The sequence below is a fragment of the Rhizobium sp. CF122 genome, from assembly GCF_000282035.1.
Lineage (GTDB): Bacteria > Pseudomonadota > Alphaproteobacteria > Rhizobiales > Rhizobiaceae > Rhizobium.
The window spans coordinates 1-18,683 of the sequence record NZ_AKKA01000076.1 but is presented as its reverse complement, the minus strand read 5'-3'; the positions used below and the strand labels follow the sequence as shown (position 1 = coordinate 18,683).

Sequence of the window (18,683 nt, the reverse complement as noted above, 5' to 3'; positions counted from 1 at the left end):
ATTCGCTATTTCAGTTACTTGCGTTGACGAGTGCATCCGGCGTGACAAAGGCCGCGTAGCTCGGCAGCACTTCGGTCACTTTGCCCTGATCCTTCAGGAAGGCGGCCGTATCCTTGAGGATTTTGGCGGCGCCCGACTTTTCGCCGCCGCCGAGCCAGGCTTCGGAAGCTTGTACGTCAGGCGTCAGAAGTGTCAGGTTCTTGAGTGCGCCAGCCTGCTGCTCGGGCGTTCCACCAAGTGTCTTGGCGAGCAGCTTGGCATTCTCGCTGTCGGCATCCCAAGCCTTCTTATCCGCTGCGAAGGAGGCATAGTACTTGTTGATGACGCTGGCGAAGGTCTTCAGGAACGCCTTGTTCTCATCGGCGAACTTCGATGCTGCGACCCAGGCGGAGAAGGTTGGAGCGCCCTTGTCGGCGACATCCTTGGATGTGACCAGCACCTTGCCATTCTTCTTCAATTCGCTCAGTGCCGGATCCCACACAAAACCGCCATCAATGTCTCCGCGATTGTAGCTGGCCACGATCTCCGGCTGCGGAATTGCAAAGACCTGCACATCCTTTTCCGTCAGGCCCAGCGACCTGATCAACGCCAAGAGCTGATAATGGTCGGTGGAGACGGGCGCGGCAGCGAGCTTCTTGCCTTTCAGGTCAGACAGAGATGATATGCCCGAACCGTTGCGAACGACGAGCGCCTCGTCGATGCCGGAGATCGAGGAGAGGTAGAAAGCCTTGACCTCCAATCCGCGGGACGTCGCAGCCGCAAACGGGCTCGAGCCGACATAGCCGACCTGCACGTCACCCGAGGCGATGGCCGCGAAAATCTCGGCGCCTGAGTTGAACTTGCGGAAATCGATCTCATAGCCGGTTGCCTTGGCGAGTTCGCCATTGGCAATTGCCACCGATGACGGCAGCGCGTCGGTCTGGTAGGCAACAACCACTTTCTTGTCGGCTGCCTGGGCAACAAAAGGCGCCAACAGGCTTGCGGAGCCGAGCGTAATTGCCGCCAATAATGTCCTGATCTTCATGTTTCGCCCCCTTGCGGCTGAGCATCAGCTTCAGCGCCTGAACTTGTTTCGACATGGAAACATTAGGGCGGGCACCCACTCGCACACAGATAAAACTATCTATTTTATAGACTATAAGGACAATATTGTTTTGGCCTCTAAGACGGGCGTGAACATTCGAGCCTTGGCCACCTACGGTCCGCCAACTGGCATCGCTCTTACTGAGGAGATTCCTGTCAGATCGGATCGATAGAGATCAGAAAGCAGCACGCTTTGCCGCTCACCGCGACATCCTTGCCTTTGGCTCCCTGAAGAAGAAGCGCATCCTTGGGACCAAGATCGGCGTGCTCACCGCTCCATTCGACGGTGAGGGTTCCTTGATGACACAGGAGAAACCATGTCGGTGCGGCTGGATGCACAGTCGCCGTGGAATCGACATCAACCCTCTCGACCCAATGGCGCAGTCCGTTGCGCCGGGTCATGACGTTCAGGTCCGTGATCGGTCCCTCGGCGAGCGTTGCCGCCACCGCGACATCCGCGGGAAAGGCGAGGGGAGCGCTGTCCTGTTTTAACAACACAGGCGCGTTGTCGTCGATTGTCAGCGACATGCCGTTGCCTTCAAGGATCGCAAGCGTCCGGTCGATGCCGGTAAAGATCGAGAACGGCCCATCCGTTTCAACCGTTGCCATGCTGACGCGCCAATCGAAATCAGACAGTGCCGCGCCCTCCGGCGAGACCGCAATTTCGATGGTCTCGCCGCCTCCGTTCTTCCACGGCATGCCGCGATAGGTGCTGGATCTGAGAACGGCGGCGCGGGTCATTTGGGCTCCATCATTGCAAGGGAAGGCAGGGTGAACTAAGTTTATTGGACTAAGTCTATCGAGGCAGCTATGCAGACCGTGAACATACACGAAGCGAAGACACACCTGTCGCGACTTATCGAGAAGGCCGCGAAAGGTGAGGCATTCATCATCGCCAAGGCCGGGAAACCCCTGGTGAAAGTCGTTCCCCTCGAAGAGGCCGATGCCCCGAAGAAGCGGCGGATCGGCTTCATGAAAGGCATGATCTTAGTTCCCGACGATTTCGACACCATGATGGCCGATGAGATCGAGGAGATATTCAGTGAGGGCGAACAGTTCCCCGAATGAGGCTACTCCTTGATACACACATTCTAATCTGGGCAGGCGGCGATAGCGAGCGGCTGCCTGATCGTCTGCGAGCGCTGATCGAGGACGACCAGAACGAGCTCCTTTTCAGCCCCGCCAGCCTCTGGGAAATCGCGATCAACCAAGCGCAGATCCGCCCCGATTTTCGCGCCGATCCCTCGATGCTGAGAGAGCGCCTTCTCCAAAATGGTTATGTCGAGCTGCCGATCAACGGCGAGCATGCGCTTGCAATCGCGGCACTCCCGCCGATCCACAAGGATCCCTTCGACCGTATGCTGATTGCCCAGTCAAAGATCGAAGGCGTTCCCTTGGTCACAGTTGATCAGACCGTGCTGCAGTATCCGGGCCTCATGGAATTTTGAGGCCCGGCACAACAGGTCAATTCCCCAGAATTGCCGGCAGACGCAGACCCTGTTCCTTGGCGCAATCGACGGCGATCTCATAGCCGGCATCGGCATGGCGCATGACGCCGGTCGCTGGGTCGTTCCAGAGGACGCGCTCCAAGCGCCGCGCTGCATCGTCCGTGCCGTCGGCGCAGATGACCATCCCGGAATGCTGTGAGAAGCCCATGCCGACGCCGCCGCCGTGATGGAGCGACACCCAGGTCGCGCCAGACGCCGTATTCAGGAGCGCATTCAGCAGCGGCCAGTCAGAAACGGCATCCGAACCGTCCTTCATCGCTTCCGTCTCGCGGTTCGGCGACGCGACCGAGCCAGAGTCCAGGTGGTCGCGGCCAATGACGATCGGCGCCTTCAGCTCGCCGTTCTTCACCATCTCGTTGAAGGCAAGGCCGAGGCGATGGCGATCGCCGAGCCCAACCCAGCAAATGCGCGCCGGCAGACCCTGAAAGGCGATGCGTTCACGTGCCATATCAAGCCAGTTGTGCAGGTGCTTGTTGTCGGGCAGCAGTTCCTTCACCTTGGCGTCGGTCTTGTAGATATCTTCCGGGTCCCCGGAGAGCGCCGCCCAACGGAACGGACCTATACCGCGGCAGAAGAGCGGACGAATATAGGCCGGCACGAAACCCGGGAAGGCGAAGGCGTTCTCGAGGCCTTCATCCTTGGCGACCTGACGGATGTTGTTGCCATAGTCGAGCGTCGGAACGCCGGCATCCCAGAAGGCGACCATGGCCTCTACGTGCTGCCTCATGGAGGCGCGCGCGGCGACTTCTACCGACTTCGGATCGGTCTCCCGCTTGGCCTTGGCTTCCTCGACCGTCCAGCCTGCAGGCAGGTAGCCGTTGCGCGGGTCGTGCGCGGAGGTCTGATCGGTCACGATATCGGGGCGCGCACCGCCGGCCTTCATGCGACGAACGAGTTCCGGGAATATCTCGGCGGCATTGCCGAGCAAACCGACCGACTTTGCCTCACCGGCCTTCGTCCACTTGTCGATCAGTGCCAACGCTTCGTCGAGCGTCTTTGCCTTTTCGTCGACGTAGCGGGTGCGGAGACGGAAATCGATGCGGGTTTCGTCGCTTTCGACAGCCAGGCAGCAGGCGCCAGCCATGACAGCAGCGAGCGGTTGTGCGCCACCCATGCCGCCGAGCCCGCCGGTCAGGATCCACTTGCCCTTAAGGTTGCCGTCGTAGTGCTGGCGGCCTGCCTCGACGAAGGTTTCGTAGGTACCTTGAACGATGCCTTGCGTGCCGATGTAGATCCACGAGCCGGCCGTCATCTGGCCGTACATGGCAAGGCCCTTCTTATCGAGCTCGTTGAAATGATCCCAGGTCGCCCAGTGCGGGACGAGGTTCGAGTTCGCGATCAGGACGCGTGGAGCATCCTTGTGCGTGCGGAAGACGGCGACTGGCTTGCCGGATTGCACAAGGAGCGTTTCATCCTCGTTCAACGTCTTCAGGGTCGCTGCGATCCGGTCGAAGTCGTCCCAGGTGCGAGCCGCACGGCCGATGCCGCCATAGACCACGAGCTCGTTCGGATTTTCTGCCACGTCAGGGTCAAGGTTGTTCATCAGCATGCGCAGCGGCGCTTCGGTCATCCAGCTCTTGGCGTTGAGCTCATTGCCGCGCGGTGCGCGGATCTCGCGAATGTTGTGGCGTGGGTTTGCAGTCATGCGGGTTCCCCCTGTCGAGTGATCGTTATCGTTTCAGGCCCGGCGCGATCTGTTCAATGCGCACCAGAATGTCTTTGAGATGGACGCGAAGACGCTTTGCCTTCGCGGCGTCATAGGCGAAGGGTGGCGCCTCGGTCTGGAGATGCGTCGATTGTGCGAGCTCCATCTGGATGGCGTGCACGGCGATCTCGGGCTGGCCGTAATGGCGTGTCGTCCAGCCGCCCTTGAAGCGGCCGTTGAGCACGCTGTCGTAACCCTCAGCGGCTTCAACGACGGTGAGCGTCGCCTGCTCGATGGCGCCATCGCAGGTCTTGCCCATATCCGTGCCGATATTGAAATCCGGCAGCTTGCCCTCGAAGAGGAACGGAATGTGGGAGCGGATCGAGTGGCAGTCGTAGAGGATCGCCACGCCATGGATGGCCCTCACACGCTCAATCTCGGCGGCAAGTGCTGCGTGATAAGGCGCGTGAAAGTCCCGCAGCCGCGCCGCGATGTCGGCCTCACCAGGCCCCTGCCTATCCTTCCAGATCGCCTTTCCGTCGAAATCCGTTTCCGGAATAAGACCGGTGGTGTTCTGGCCGGGATAGAGGCTGACACCGGCCGGATCGCGGTTCGCATCGATGACGTAGCGGTGGAACGTTGCGCGCACGGTGGTCGCGTCTGACAGCAGGCCATCATAGAGGTGATGAATGTGCCAGTCGGTATCGGCAAGAATCCTGCCGTTTTCGTTCAAACGCTCCCAGAGATCACCGGGAACGTCGATCCCCGTGTGGGGAAACGCGAGGATGACTGGAGATGAGCCCTGTTTAACTTCGAATACAGCCATGTCAGCTCTCCAGAACGGGTAGGATGCCGGGCGAGACGGATGCATTGAGCGTGCCCGTCGCGATGAGATCGCCTGCCGCCTCGAGGTCGTTTGCCATGTAGCGATCGAGCTCCAGGCTCGGCACTGCGCTGCGGATTGTCGAAATCGCCTTCTGCAGTTCAGGGCTGGTTGTCAGGGGGGCGCGGAACTCCACGCCCTGGGCTGCGGTCAGGGCTTCGATGCCGACAATATTGAAGAGGTTGTCAGTCATCGGCAGCAGCCGACGGGCACCGTGGCAGGCCATGGAGACATGATCTTCCTGATTGGCCGACGTCGGCGTCGAGTCGACGGAGGCCGGGTGCGACATCTGCTTGTTTTCCGACATGAGTGCCGCGGACGTTACTTCCGCAATCATCAGGCCGGAGTTGAGGCCGGGCTTCTTTGCCAGGAAGGCCGGCAATCCGTAGGAAAGCGCAGGGTCGACCAAGAGGGCGATACGCCGCTGCGCGATCGCGCCGATTTCACAGATAGCAAGGGCGATCTGATCCGCTGCGAAGGCGACTGGCTCGGCATGGAAGTTGCCGCCGGACACAACCGAGTTGTCCGAAAGCACCAGCGGGTTGTCGGTGACAGCGTTCGCTTCGATTTCCAGCGTCCGAGCAACCGAGCGCAGCAGATCCAGGCAGGCGCCGTCGACCTGGGGCTGACAGCGGATGCAGTAGGGATCCTGCACGCGCTCGTCGCCTTCAATATGGCTCTGACGGATCACCGAGCCTTCGAGAAGTCCCCGAAGTGCTAAAGCCGTGTCGATCTGGCCCCTATGGCCACGCAATGTGTGAATGTCCGGATGGAAGGGCGCGGACGAACCCATGGCTGCGTCCGTCGACATGGCTCCGGTAATCAAGGCCGCCTGTGCTGCCCGATGTGCGCGGAAAAGACCGGCAAGAGCCAGCGCCGTTGAGGTCTGCGTACCATTGATCAGTGCGAGGCCTTCCTTCGCAGCGAGCACGACGGGTTTCAGTCCGGCGCTTTCGAGAGCCGCACTGCCAGAAAGACGCTCGCCGGCAAAGAAGGCTTCGGCTTCGCCCATCATCACGGCGGCCATGTGGGCGAGGGGGGCAAGGTCGCCCGAGGCGCCAACGGAACCCTTTTCCGGGATGACCGGGATGACGCCTTTTTCCAACATGCCTTCGATCAGCCGCACCAGTTCCAGCCGCACGCCAGACGCGCCACGACCAAGCGAAACCAACTTCAGGGCCATGATCAAACGAACGACGTTTTCAGGCAGCGGCGCGCCGACGCCGCAGCAATGCGAGAGGATAAGGTTGCGCTGAAGCGTCGCCACATCGGCGCTATCGATCTTGATAGACGCGAGCTTTCCGAAGCCTGTATTGATGCCGTAGACCGGCGCATTGCCAGCCGCAATCTCGGCAATGCGTGAAGCGGCCTTCGCAATGCCGGCGTCAAAGGAAGCGTCGAGCTTTGCTGGCTCACCGGTCCAGTAGATCGTCTCCAGTTCCTTGAGCGAAACGGAGCCGGGATGAAGGGTAATGGTCAACGGTCGATCCTTTCGCCCTTGAAGACATGTGCATGAAGTGGGTTGAAGCCGATGCGGTAGACGAGTTCGGCGAGGCTTTCGACGTCCCAGATGGCGAAATCTGCGGACTTGCCGGGCTCGAGCGTGCCCGTTTCCTCTAAAAGTCCGAGGGCGCGTGCGCCTTCACGGGTCGCACCGGCGATGCATTCCTCGACAGTGAGACCGAACAATGTCGCCGACATGTTCATCGTCAGGAGCAGCGAGGTCAGCGGTGACGTACCCGGATTGCAATCAGTGGCGATGGCGATCCGAGCGCCGGCGTCGCGCAGCGCCTGAACAGGCGGCTTCTGCTTCTCATTGATGGCGTAGAAGGCACCCGGCAGCAGGACGGCGACCGTACCAGCCGCGGCCATCGCCGTGGCGCCTTCTGCATCCAGATACTCGAGGTGGTCGGCCGAGAGCGCATCGTAAGAGGCTGCAAGCTTTGCACCGCCTAGATTGGACAATTGCTCCGCATGCAGCTTGACCGGCAGGCCGAGCGCCTCGGCCTTGTCGAAGACCTGCGCGATCTCGACTGTCGAAAAGGCGATCCCTTCACAGAAGCCATCGACAGCGTCGACCAAGCCCTCGGCATGAGCGTATTCGAGAGCCGGGATAACGACGTCCGTGATGTAATCACCGTTACGGCCCTTGTACTCGACCGGCGTCGCATGAGCGCCGAGATAGGCGGTAACGACACGGACCGGACGGACCTGCTCAAGCTGGCGGGCCGCGCGCAGCATCTTCAGTTCGCCGTCGATATTCAGCCCGTAGCCCGACTTTACCTCGATCGTCGTCAGGCCTTCGGAAATAAGTGTATCCAAGCGGGGAAGAGCCGCCTCGACGAGACCTTCGACCGAGAGTGCGTTTGTTGCCTTGACGGAAGAGACAATGCCGCCGCCGGCGCGCGCGATCTCTTCATAGGTCGCGCCTTCCAGGCGCATTTCAAATTCGCGGGCGCGATTGCCGCCATAGACGATGTGGGTGTGGCAGTCGACGAGGCCAGGCGTCACCCAGCGACTTTCGAGATCCGTGATTTGGGCGCGCTCGATCGCCGACACCGGCAAGTCGGCCTCTGGACCGACAAAACTTATGCGGCCGCCTTCTGTAACAATGGCACCTTTGTCGACGATGCCGAGACCCGGCTTTTGTGGATCGAGCGTCGCCAATCGCACATTCCGCCACAAATGTGGACGGAGATCGCCGGATGCTTCATCGCTTGAAAATTTGTTCCCATTCATCAGCTTTGCGCCTTCCTTTATGTGGAAACATGTATATACATAATAAACAGGTGACAAGTGAAATTTTGTGCGTCTCCATGGAAAAGAAAGATGCGCGGCGCCAAAGAGGAGAAAAAGCGTTATGGCCCAGACGGTAGCGACCACACTGCATTCAAGCGCAGCACTTCTGCCGAACGGGTGGCAAAAGGACGTTCGCCTGACGATCGCCGATGGCCGTATCACAAGCGTTGAAACGGGCGTCGCCGCCGAGCCCGGCGACGAGCATCACGACACGCTTGTTCCCGCGATGAGCAACCTGCACAGCCACGCTTTCCAGCGCGCAATGGCTGGCCTTGCGGAAGTGCGGGGACCGGCGAACGACAGCTTCTGGAGCTGGCGTACCGTCATGTACAAGTTCGCCCTCTCGATGACGCCTGAGCATGTCGAGGCCGTGGCCGCCCAACTCTATATGGAGATGCTGGAAGCCGGTTTTTCCCGTGTCGGCGAATTCCATTATTTACACCACGACAAGGACGGCACGCCCTATGCCAACATTGCCGAGCTCGCCGAGCGCATCGGGGCGGCAGCAAATATCAGCGGGATCGGCTTGACGTTGCTTCCGGTGTTCTATGCCCATTCCGGCTTCGGTGGCGCGGCGCCGATCGATGGCCAACGGCGCTTCATCAATTCACTGGACAGCTTTGCCGCATTGTTGGAGGGCTGCCGCAAGATGACAAGCGGACTTCCCGGTGCCGAGCTCGGTCTTGCCCCGCACAGCCTCCGTGCCACTACGCCGGGGGAACTCGTCAAGGTCGTGGCGCTGGCCGGCGACGGGCCAATCCATATCCATGTCGCCGAGCAGGTGAAGGAAGTCGAGGACTGCGTGGCGTGGTCGGGCGCGCGGCCCGTCGAATGGCTGCTGGCCAATGCGCCTGTCGATGGTCGCTGGTGCCTGATCCACGCAACCCACATGACGGACGAGGAAAGGCGCGGCATGGCGCGCAGCGGCGCGATCGCCGGCCTTTGTCCGATCACCGAAGCCAACCTCGGCGACGGCACCTTCCAAGCGCCGCTCTTCATCGAAGAAGGCGGCCGCCTCGGCGTCGGCTCGGATTCCAACGTCCTGATCTCGCTTCCTGGCGAACTGCGCCAGCTCGAATACTCGGAGCGTCTGGCACTCAGGGCTCGCAATGTCATCGCAGCGCCAAGCGGCTCGACCGCGCGCAGACTTTTCGATCTTACGATTACCGGTGGCGGCGCTGCACTGAAGGCACCGGGCGGGATCGCGGTCGGCCACCAAGCCGACCTCATTTCCCTCGGCAAGACAGCCGTACCCTACCTTTCCGGCGATCAGCTGCTCGATCACTGGGTCTTTGCCGGTGGCGTGGCCGTCGACAGCGTCTGGGCGCTCGGCCGCAAGCAAGTCGCGGGCGGTCGCCACGTGGCGCGCGATCAAATCAATCGCCGATTCCTGAAGGCGATGGGCGAGCTTCTGGCTGCATAGGGCTTTCCAGCTCGCAACATACAGATTAGAGCGGGAGGCATTAAACGGAGCGTGACGATGAACCAAAGCAAGGAGACAACCTTGCACCAGCGGATCGTGAGCGACATCGAGGGCCGCATCGTTTCTGGCGAGTGGCCGCCGGGTTACCGCATCCCGTTTGAAGTGGACCTCACCAAGAAATACGACTGTTCGCGCATGACCGTGAACAAGGCGCTAACCCAGCTCGCCAAGGCGGGCCTCATCGAGCGTCGCAAGAAATCCGGCAGCTTCGTCACGCAGCCGCAGGCGCAATCGGCCGTCTTGGAGATCCACGACATCAGGGCTGAGGTCCAGTCACTGAATCTTTCCTACTCCTTCGCCGTATCCAAGCGCGAACAACGCAAGGCGAAGGTCGATGACATTAGACGCCTTGACGTCGCACCAGGATCTTCCGTGGTTGATGTGGCCTGCATCCATCAGGCGGGTGGTCGACCGTTCTGCCTGGAAGAGCGACTGATCAGCCTGTCGACCGTGCCTGAAGCCGCCGAGGCCGATTTCTCCGAAATGGCGCCGGGCGCCTGGCTGATCAATCAGATCCCCTGGAGCAGCGCCGAGCACCGCATTCACGCCGTCTCGGCCGGTTCAGACGAGGCTACCGCCCTCGGGATCCCGCGTAACACCGCCTGCCTGGTCGTCGAGCGCCGCACTTGGAGCAATGTCGGGCCGGTCACCCATGTACGCTTCACCTATCCCGGTGACCGCCATGCGCTGGTGGCGCGTTTCACACCGGCGTCGCAATAGCGAACGACCTCGGCAAGCGCATCGTGCGCCGTTCCTCTTCGCTAGATTCCGTAACGGTCCGGCATCTCACGTGTGGTGGCTGTCCTTCAAAATGACGGTGTTGTAGGCGAGGTCCGAGCCACATAAAGCCGGACTCGCGTCAACCACGCGTGGATTCTAGCGCACGGCACCCGCTTTCCTGCCCGGCATCAGCGTGCACTGAGCTTGAAAAATGGTTCCAAAACGAACCTTTCAGCAACGATCTGGCAGACTTTATCTTGAGATGGAGTCTTTGAGATTCGTGTCCCTCCCGGCGGAAGGAAAGCTTAGGTGTTGCCTCCAGAGAGCCCTGAGCTTCCCTTCCTCTGGCATTCGAGATTCGTCCTGTACAGGATGCTCTGTCCCCGTTGCGCCCTGTGTTAAGCCGCACCGTTGTTGCCATAAGCCCATATTAGCGAGGGATGGATCATTGGAAACTAAATTCTGTGTTTCCTGGCATCCCGACTGGAGCGGACGGCGAGTGAACCCCAGGGATCGACGCTCCCACTGATGTGTGCGTGCATTTTTTGCAGCTGCGTCTTCCACGCAATATCTCCAACCATTTCGTGACACTGTTTTCGTTCGAACCTGCTTTGGAGCGTATGCTACTTCCGCGTCGAAGAGCATGGTCATCGAGGGGACCAGCATGGAACGCAAGCTCGCAGCTATTCTTGCCGCCGATATCGCCGGTTATTCGTCGCTGATGGAGATGGACGAAGCCGGCACGTTCCAACGATTAAGGGCCGGCCACAAGGAACTGCTCGAGCCGGAAATCCAGAAGCATCACGGGCGCATTTTCAAACTGATGGGCGACGGATTGCTGGCGGAATTCGGCAGTGTCGTGGATGCGGTGGAATGCGCCGCAGCACTTCAACGCGGCATGGCCGAGCGCAATGCCGGCACTTCCAAATTCACCGCCTTGGAAATCCGCATTGGCATCAACCTCGGCGAGGTGATCGTCGAGGGCGAGGATCGCTACGGGGAGGGTGTGAACATCGCCGCCCGCCTGCAGGGGCTTGCAGAGCCCGGCGGCATCTGCGTTTCGGGCAAAGTCGCGAGAGAGGTCGCGGGCAAGCTCGCCTTTGCCTTCGAGCCGATGGGTGATCAGCAGGTCAAGAACATCGCTGGACCGATCGCCTGCTATCGCGTGAATTTTGACCAAAGCCCACCGGCGCGCATCGAGCCGCGATCGCGAAACGGCACGCTCAGGAAGATATCGATCGCGGTCCTGCCTTTCAGCAACATGAGTGGCGACCCGGAGCAGGAGTATTTTTCCGACGGCATCACCGAAGACATCATCACTGACCTGTCGAAGATTTCGAACCTTCATGTTGTGGCCCGCAACACGACGTTCACTTACAAGGGCAGGGCCGTGAAGATACAACAGGTAGCCCAGGAACTCGGCGTCGCCTTTTTGCTCGAGGGCAGCGTTCGAAAGGCCGGTGCGCGCGTGCGTGTGACCGGGCAGCTTGTCGATGGCAGAGATGGAAGCCATCTCTGGGCGGAGCGTTACGACCGGGAACTCACTGACATCTTCGCCATACAGGATGAAATCGCCCACGCCATTATCGAACAGTTGAAGGTCAGGCTGCTGCCGGACGTCAAGATGGCAATCAGCGCAACGCCGACAGAAGATGTTGAGGCCTACACCTATTATCTCCGGGGGTCGGCAGTTCCTGCACATGTGCTCGAAATCCTACATGCTGTTGGCCCGACGCATGTTCGTAAAGGCGTCCGAGATCGATCCCGGATATGCGCGCGCCTATGCGGGCATCGCCCTTTGCGACGCCGTTCTCCACTCGTGGCAATATGCTGATATCTCCATCGAAGGCATCCTCGCAACGAGTGCGAAGGCGCTTGAACTTGATCCTGACCTTGCCGATGCGCACGCGTCGCGTGGCCTTGCTCTCCAATATGGCGGACGGCGTGAACAGGCCGCGGCCGAATTCGAGCTTGCCCTCGCGCTCGATCCCGATCTGCACGAAGCAAACTACTTCTTCGCGCGGTTCTTCTTCGAACAGCGCGAGTTCGCACGAGCAGCCGAGCTGTTCCAGAGGGCTACGCAGGTACGGTGCGACGATTACCGCTCCGCTGCCTTGTTGGCTTGCGTCTATCCCAAGCTTGAGCGGCGTGCGGACATGCAGAGAGCGGCTCGGCTGGGCCTGGAGCGGGCCGAACGTGAACTCCATCTGCATCCAGAGAATTCAAGTCCTGCCCAAATCGGGGCATTGATACTGGCCTATCTCGGTGAGCGGGACCGCGCGAAGGAATGGGCGGCGCGCACCTTGGCCATCGATCCGGACGACCTGAATGCCATGTACAACATTGCCTGTGCCTATCTCCACATGGGGGAACATGAAGCAGCGCTCGACCTGCTGGATCAGGTCATTCCGAGGGCGTCCGTCCATCGCTTCTGGTGGACCAGCGATCCGGACCTCGATTCGATCCGCGATCATCCACGCTACAAAAGGCTGGTCGAGAGAACGATGACCTCCCCTTAATCGCAGGCGACCCGCGCAGGTTATCTACCTGACCTTTTGTCCGCCAATAGATGCCGCCAAGCACATCGAACGCGCGCTCAGCGAAAGACCGGCCGGTCTCTCCACAGAGTCCCCGCGAGGAATTCTGCGTAACCGAGGTTATAGACCGCCCGCATGTAGTTGGTGTTGAACGGATCGCGCATTGAATAGGGAACTTGGGCGTCGATAGAGGCGAGATGGAAACGCGCACCCGTCAACCTCGAATAATTGTAAAGAGCCGTAAGAGCACTTTGGGTCTGCGATTTGATGACAATGGAATAGGCTCTTGCAACAACAGACAGCGTTTTGTCTGGCGTTTTGGCAAATTCCGGCATCAGCGCATTGTTGACGATCACATAGAAATCAACGTTTGCCCGCTTCATTGGCGCGAGACGATGAGCGCTTGTCAGCAAAGCTTGAGGGAGCATGAGCACTTGCGACGCGGAACCGCCATCTGAGTGCATCTCCTCGAAGGGGCGCCCGCCCGACTCGGCCTTGATCATCACCGCCGGATAGACACCCGGGATGCTTGCCGACGCCACCATTATATCCTGGAACAGCCTCAGGGCATCGGGCCGCCCGCTATTTGCTATGGCACCCATATTCCACACCGCAGCTCTTTGCGTATCGAGATTGGTCGTCAACACAAGAAGGCGCCGACCTCTACGGTGTTCGGCTGCGACCCGCCGCAGAATTTCTGGTGTGATGAATTGCTCGACCATCTGGCGCAACGGATCCGCTCTAAGTAAGCTTGGCCCAAACAAGCCGCCTGGCCGCTTGCTGCGCGCAAGCTCCTGCGCAACACCACTCGTGTAGAGGTGCACAAGCGTATCGTCGTATTCGGATCCAAGAAATGCTAAGGGTGCGATCAAAGCACCCGTGCTTACCCCTGTCACGACATCGAAACGGGGCCGGGTCCTTGCAATGCTCCAAGCCGAAAGAACACCGACAGTGAAGGCTCCGCCGGCGCCTCCACCTGAGATCATGAGCGCGTTGATACTATCCCGCTTGGTCTCGGGGGCCCAATTGGTGATATCCTCGGGCGCCTCGTCGAAGCGTGCATCGAGATAGGTTCGAATCTCGCCAAAGCCGGCAATCGATGCGTTTTCCGCCTCTTTCACATCGACGGCTCTGTCCAGAGTTTCCACGCATCCGGAAATAAGGAAGACCAAAGGAGCCAGCGCTACGAGTACCCGAACCAAGCCCATCCTCACCGGGCTGTTCGATGCGAAGGTGAAACACGATATCCTTCGCCAATAATCATTGCAGGACGCGCAGGCGGCACTGGGCCGCCTGCGGGGGGACACGTCCCGCGGCTTCGTTCCGGGGGAGGGAACTCGACCGAAGAGGTTGCCGTGAAGACCGACAAACATCGTCTCTACGTGCCGCAGCAGCACGCTGCGTACCCGTGGCTGAGGGGCCGTCATCGTTGGCCATGGCCCCGTTTCGCCGAGCCGTGTTCGAAAGGGATTGCCTCACGATCATTGGACGCGTGTGTTTCCTGATTGGCGGTCTCTTGGCGCGGCGCGGTCCGCTGTACGAGCCGCTTGAGCGCTTCGAGCAGGTCGTCGACGAAGGTGAAGATGACCGGGATGACGATAAGGCTGAGCAGCGTTGACATCATCACGCCGCCGATCACCACAATGGCCATCGGCTGACGAAAACTTGAATCGCCACCCGTCAGGCTGAGAGCGACTGGAAGCATGCCCGATGCCATGGCAATCGTGGTCATGACGATGGGCCGCGCACGCTTGTGGCAGGCATCGACGAGAGCATCGAACCTACCCATCCCCTGATGGCGCGACATGATCGCATATTCGATGAGAAGGATTGAGTTCTTCGTCACCACGCCCATGAGCATCAGCAGCCCGATGACGACCGACATGGAGAAGCTGGTTCCGGTCACCACGAGCGGCACCAACGCACCGCCGAGCGAGAGCGGCAGGGCCATCAGGATCGTGAACGGCTGCAAGAAGTCGTGGAAGAGCAGGACGAGGACTGCGTAGATGCAGAACACGCCGATTGCCATTGCGAGGCTGAAGCTCTGGAACAGTTCCGAACTGCGTTGAAGCTCGCCCTGTTCTACAAGGGTCACGCCGGGTGGCAGATGCTGGAGAGCCGGTAGCGCTTTTGCCTCGCTGTTGACGTCGCCCAAGATGCGGCCGTTTAGCTCGACGGAAAGAGTGACATTGCGCATTCGGTCGATGCGGTCGATCTGCGAAGGACTGCCGCCAATCCGGATGTCGGCAATTGATCCGAGATCGACATTGCCGTTCGTTCCGGCCACCCTCATGTTCTTGATGTCGTCGAGCTTCGTACGGGTCTCGGGAGCGAACCGAACCACAATAGGGACCTGCCTTTGCGGCAAATTGAGCTTCGGCAATGCGGAAGAGTATTCCCCGTCTGTCGCCACGCGCGCCGCTTCAGCGATGGCGCTCGACGTGACCCCGAGTGCTGCTGCGCGCGCAAAATCGGGCGTAATTTGGATCTCGGGAGCTTGTCTGGACGCGGTCGACGTCACCGCTCCGATGCCATGCAGCGTACGGAGCTGCTCCTCTAGCGCTGTGCTTGCTCCGTCGAGAGCGTTGGCGTCGTCGCTGGCGAGCGTGATCTCAAGCTTCGTTCCGTTGGCGCCGCCGCCGACGGCCACCCGCACACCGGGAAGGATCGAAAGAGCCTGCCGGATGTCGTTTTCGATTTCGGACTGCTTGCGGCTGCGCTCGTCGATAGCCGTCAGCGTGACGACGAGCGTGGCGGACCCAACGCTGCTCGTCGTGCTGACGTCGGGACCGCCGCCCGAGGATGCGGAACCGACCGAGGAGAAGACATGCGTCACGTCCCGCAACTTGCTGACAACGTCCGCGGCCTTCCTGGTAGCAGCGTCCGTCTGCTCGACGGTGGCGCCAGGCTGCAGGGTCAGCGTGACCTGGGTTCTTGCGTCGTCGGCGGCGGGCAGGAAGCCCGATTTTAAGAAGGGGATGGTGGAAAGTGAAAGCGCGACGACGACGGCGGTGACGGCCACCGTGGTCTTCCTGTGGTTCATGGCCGCCTGCACGGTGGCCATATAGGCGAGCATGATGCGGCCGTCCCTTTCTTCCTGCGAGGGATGGGCCTTCATGAAGTACGCCGCCATCATGGGCGTCAGCAGGCGCGCGACGACCAGCGAGGCAAGAACGGCGACGGCCGCTGTAACGCCGAACTGGCGAAAGAGGAGCCCCGGTATGCCGCTCATGAATGCCGTCGGCAGGAAGACCGCGACCAGCGTGAAAGTGGTGGCGATGACGGCGAGCCCGATCTCGTTGGCGGCTTCGAGTGCCGCATCGATCGGCCGCTTGCCCATCTTTAGGTGGCGGGCGATGTTCTCGATCTCGACGATGGCATCGTCGACCAGGATGCCGACCACAAGCGACAGCGCAAGCAGCGTAACGATATTCAGGCTGAAGCCAGCAAGATACATGACGAGGAAGGTCGGTATGACCGACAGTGGCAGCGCCACGGCCGACAGGATCGTCGCGCGCCAGTCCCGAAGGAAGAGCCAGACGACGACGATCGCGAGGATCGCCCCCTCATAAAGCATGTGCATTGAACCCTCGTAGTTATCGATGATCGGCCCGACCGTGCTGTAGGCTTCATCGATCTCCACATTGGGATGCGCGGCTGCGAACTGCTTCATTGCCTTGTCGACGCCGGCCGCGACACCACTGTCCGAAAACCCGTTCGAGCGCTTGATCTCCACCGCGACCACGGGTTTGCCGTCGAGATACGCCATGGAGGACCGGTCCGCGAAGCTGTCCTTGACGGATGCGACGTCGTCGAGGCGAACCTGCTGGCCGTTGGCCAGGGGAATTCTAAGCCCCCTTAGATCTTCGACCGACGCTACAGCGCCGAGGGTCCGCAATGTCTGGCGGGTGCCGCCAATTTCTCCCAGGCCGCCGGAGGTATCTGCTTGAACGGCTTTCAGCTGTGCCGATACCGTGGCCGCCGTGACACCGAGCGACGCCATCGTTGTTGGGTCGAGATCGACATGAACCTCGCGATCGATCCCGCCGATCCGATTGACCTGTCCCACGCCTGGCACGGACAGGAGCGCCTTGGTCAGATCATTGTCGATGAACCAGGAGAGTTCTGTCTCATTGAGATTGGTCGAGCGGACGGCATAGGTGACAAGCGCAGAATTCTGCACGGTGACCTTGGTGACGCTCGGCGTCTCCATCTGCGTCGGCAGATCGGCCTTGGCGCTGTCGACGGCATTGCGGACCTCGTTCAAGGCCGCTTCGCTGTCCTTCTCCAGCTTGAAGGAGACCTTGATTGAGACGGTCCCATCGGTGACGGTTGTGGTGATGTGGTCGAGATAGCTCAGCGAGGCAAGATTATCCTCGATGGTGCGGACAACCTCCGTCTCGAGCTGTGCCGGCGCCGCGCCGTCCAGCGTGGCCGTGACGCTGATGGTCGGAAGGTCCATATCGGGGAAGTTTTGGACGGGCAGCTGCTTGAACGCCAGCAGGCCGCCGACGGCAAGCATTGCAAACAGCAATATCGCCGGTACGGGATTGCGGATCGACCATGAGGAGAAGTTCATCAGCCTTCCCCCACAATCTTTACGAGATCATTGTCCGATAGAAATGCTCCACCCGACGTCACGACATTCGACGACCGGTCGACGCCAGAGACGATCTCGACTTCGCCGTTGTTGCGGCGCCCCGTCTCGACCCGAACCCGTCTTACCCGCATGTCTTCGCCGACTGTGAAGACGTAATTTATCCCATCACGGAAGACGATCGCGGTCTCTGGAACCGTGAGAGCCGGAGTGGTCTGCAGCTCGATGCTGCCGGTGACGTAAAGGCCGACGCGCGGACGGACGTCGGTGGGAAGCGCGACATAGACAATCGCCCGGCTTGTATTGGTGCTGACCGAAGGTCCCACGAGCCTCACCTTGCCCTGAATGGGCCGATCGTCCGGCCCGCGGATCGTAACGCTCAATCCTTCCGAAATGCGCGGAAGGTAACGCGCCGAAACTTCGGCTTGCCATTCGATACGCTGCTGGCGGACCAGCCGGAACAGCTCGGTGCCAGTGGAGACAACCGCGCCAAGCTCGGCAGAGCGCGAGGTGATGAGACCATCGTCAACGGCTTTGACGGTCGTCTGGTCGAGCTTGATCTTTGCGCTGTCGAGCGCCGCCTCTTCTGAGGCAAGGCTTGCCGTGGCTGTCTCCTCGTCAGCCAGATATTCGGCGATCTTCTCGTCGGAGAGGGCGCCCGAGGGGCGAAGCTGGCGGGCCCGGTCCGCATTCGCCTTGGCCTTTGTCAGGTTTGCATTGGCGGTTGCGACGGCCGCCGCCTGCTTTCGAAGGTCAGCCAGCACGCTCTCTTGGGAAAGGCGGACAAGCGTCTGCCCCTTCGTCACAACGGATCCCACATCGACGAGGACGTCGATTACGCGCAGGCCGCTTGTTTCGGAGGCGATGATTGCCTCCTGCCATGGTTTCAGCCAGCCGCTTGCCGGAACCGTCTCCGGCCACTCCCGTTGTGCCGGCGTTGCGAACGAGACAGTCAGGGCGGGTGCCGCCGCCTGGTCGGCTATGGCATTGCCGAAGGGAAGCAGGAGCGCTGCCGCAACCAGGCCTGTGGCAAGTGTTATGGACGGTTTTCTCAACGATGCATTTCCTCGCAGTTCAGGGCATCGACATGGTCTTCCTACCCGCGCCAGCTCGGGCGAGGGTTCATACGGTCGATAGCGGACGTCGGGGCGGGCCGTATTTGACCTACGACTGTGCCGCCGCGTCCATCGGTAGCGGGACGAACGTTAAGTGCGGTCAAGTTAGTGTTAAGCTGGGTAAATCTTGGTCGTGCGCTTGCGTTTCTGCTGTATGGATGCCCGACATGAATGACGGACGACGCAAATGAACAAGGTTCTCCTCATCGACGACGATGTCGAGCTGACGACGCTTCTGCAGGAATATCTTGTTGAAGAAGGATATGAGGTCGTAACGGATACGGACGGGCGCGCCGCCATAGCGGCTGGCGCC

At 60.4% G+C, this 18,683-nt stretch carries 13 protein-coding genes and 2 pseudogenes; 6 read left to right on the top strand and 9 right to left on the bottom strand.

The window, feature by feature from the left end; translation table 11 throughout:
- Positions 1–10 precede the first annotated feature (10 nt).
- Both tauA and PMI09_RS18170 read right to left on the bottom strand, forming a co-directional pair.
- Complete coding sequence (gene tauA, locus PMI09_RS18175; protein WP_007797460.1) at positions 11–1,024, bottom strand: taurine ABC transporter substrate-binding protein; 1,014 nt, start codon at positions 1,022–1,024, stop codon at positions 11–13.
- A gap of 215 nt (positions 1,025–1,239) precedes the next feature.
- Positions 1,240–1,824 (bottom strand): HutD/Ves family protein, encoded by a 585-nt coding sequence (locus PMI09_RS18170; RefSeq protein ID WP_007797457.1) that lies wholly within the window; start codon positions 1,822–1,824, stop codon positions 1,240–1,242.
- Between the two features lie 69 nt (positions 1,825–1,893).
- On the opposite strand from PMI09_RS18170, the gene PMI09_RS18165 reads away from it, so the two are divergent.
- Positions 1,894–2,151, top strand: coding sequence for a type II toxin-antitoxin system Phd/YefM family antitoxin (locus tag PMI09_RS18165; protein ID WP_007797453.1), 258 nt, complete (start codon positions 1,894–1,896; stop codon positions 2,149–2,151).
- A complete protein-coding gene (locus PMI09_RS18160; RefSeq protein WP_007797450.1) occupies positions 2,148–2,531 on the top strand; it encodes a type II toxin-antitoxin system VapC family toxin in 384 nt (127 codons plus the stop codon). The genes PMI09_RS18165 and PMI09_RS18160 overlap by 4 nt, the downstream gene beginning before the upstream one ends.
- Positions 2,532–2,547: 16 nt before the next feature.
- Here PMI09_RS18160 and hutU read toward each other — a convergent pair whose 3' ends face one another.
- Genes hutU through hutI form a run of 4 tightly spaced genes read right to left on the bottom strand, consistent with a single transcriptional unit; the run spans position 2,548 to position 7,858 of the window.
- A complete protein-coding gene (gene hutU / locus PMI09_RS18155; protein WP_007797447.1) occupies positions 2,548–4,236 on the bottom strand; it encodes a urocanate hydratase in 1,689 nt (562 codons plus the stop codon).
- Positions 4,237–4,261: 25 nt separating this feature from the next.
- Positions 4,262–5,062 (bottom strand): N-formylglutamate deformylase, encoded by an 801-nt coding sequence (gene hutG, locus PMI09_RS18150; protein ID WP_007797443.1) that lies wholly within the window; start codon positions 5,060–5,062, stop codon positions 4,262–4,264.
- 1 nt (position 5,063) lies between these two features.
- Positions 5,064–6,599, bottom strand: a complete 1,536-nt coding sequence (gene hutH, locus PMI09_RS18145) for a histidine ammonia-lyase (RefSeq protein WP_007797440.1) — start codon at positions 6,597–6,599, stop codon at positions 5,064–5,066.
- Positions 6,596–7,858, bottom strand: a complete 1,263-nt coding sequence (gene hutI, locus PMI09_RS18140; protein ID WP_007797436.1) for an imidazolonepropionase — start codon at positions 7,856–7,858, stop codon at positions 6,596–6,598. The genes hutH and hutI overlap by 4 nt, the downstream gene beginning before the upstream one ends.
- 121 nt (positions 7,859–7,979) lie before the next feature.
- Between hutI and PMI09_RS18135 the strand changes: the two genes are divergently transcribed.
- The 3 genes and pseudogenes from PMI09_RS18135 to PMI09_RS18125 all read left to right on the top strand — a co-directional run bounded on the left by PMI09_RS18135 (position 7,980) and on the right by PMI09_RS18125 (position 12,640).
- Positions 7,980–9,341, top strand: coding sequence for a formimidoylglutamate deiminase (locus PMI09_RS18135; RefSeq protein ID WP_007797434.1), 1,362 nt, complete (start codon positions 7,980–7,982; stop codon positions 9,339–9,341).
- Between the two features lie 57 nt (positions 9,342–9,398).
- On the top strand, positions 9,399–10,121 hold the full coding sequence (hutC, locus tag PMI09_RS18130; protein ID WP_007797430.1) for a histidine utilization repressor: 723 nt from the start codon (positions 9,399–9,401) through the stop codon (positions 10,119–10,121).
- Positions 10,122–10,785: 664 nt separating this feature from the next.
- Positions 10,786–12,640, top strand: a pseudogene (locus PMI09_RS18125) (TPR end-of-group domain-containing protein).
- 77 nt (positions 12,641–12,717) lie between these two features.
- On the opposite strand, the gene PMI09_RS18120 reads toward PMI09_RS18125, so the two are convergent.
- From PMI09_RS18120 to PMI09_RS18110, 3 genes are all read right to left on the bottom strand, one after another.
- Entirely contained in the window at positions 12,718–13,866 is a 1,149-nt protein-coding gene (locus PMI09_RS18120; protein WP_037083465.1) for a patatin-like phospholipase family protein, read from the bottom strand.
- Positions 13,867–14,081: 215 nt separating this feature from the next.
- A complete protein-coding gene (locus PMI09_RS18115) occupies positions 14,082–17,237 on the bottom strand; it encodes an efflux RND transporter permease subunit (RefSeq protein WP_007797424.1) in 3,156 nt (1,051 codons plus the stop codon).
- The gene (locus PMI09_RS18110) at positions 17,237–18,310 is read right to left on the bottom strand and encodes an efflux RND transporter periplasmic adaptor subunit (protein WP_007797422.1); all 1,074 of its coding nucleotides are present in this window, start codon (positions 18,308–18,310) and stop codon (positions 17,237–17,239) included. Before PMI09_RS18110 ends, PMI09_RS18115 begins: the two co-directional genes overlap by 1 nt.
- 247 nt (positions 18,311–18,557) lie before the next feature.
- Between PMI09_RS18110 and PMI09_RS18105 the strand changes: the two are divergent.
- A pseudogene (locus tag PMI09_RS18105) lies at positions 18,558–18,683 on the top strand (DNA-binding response regulator); the annotation flags it as partial.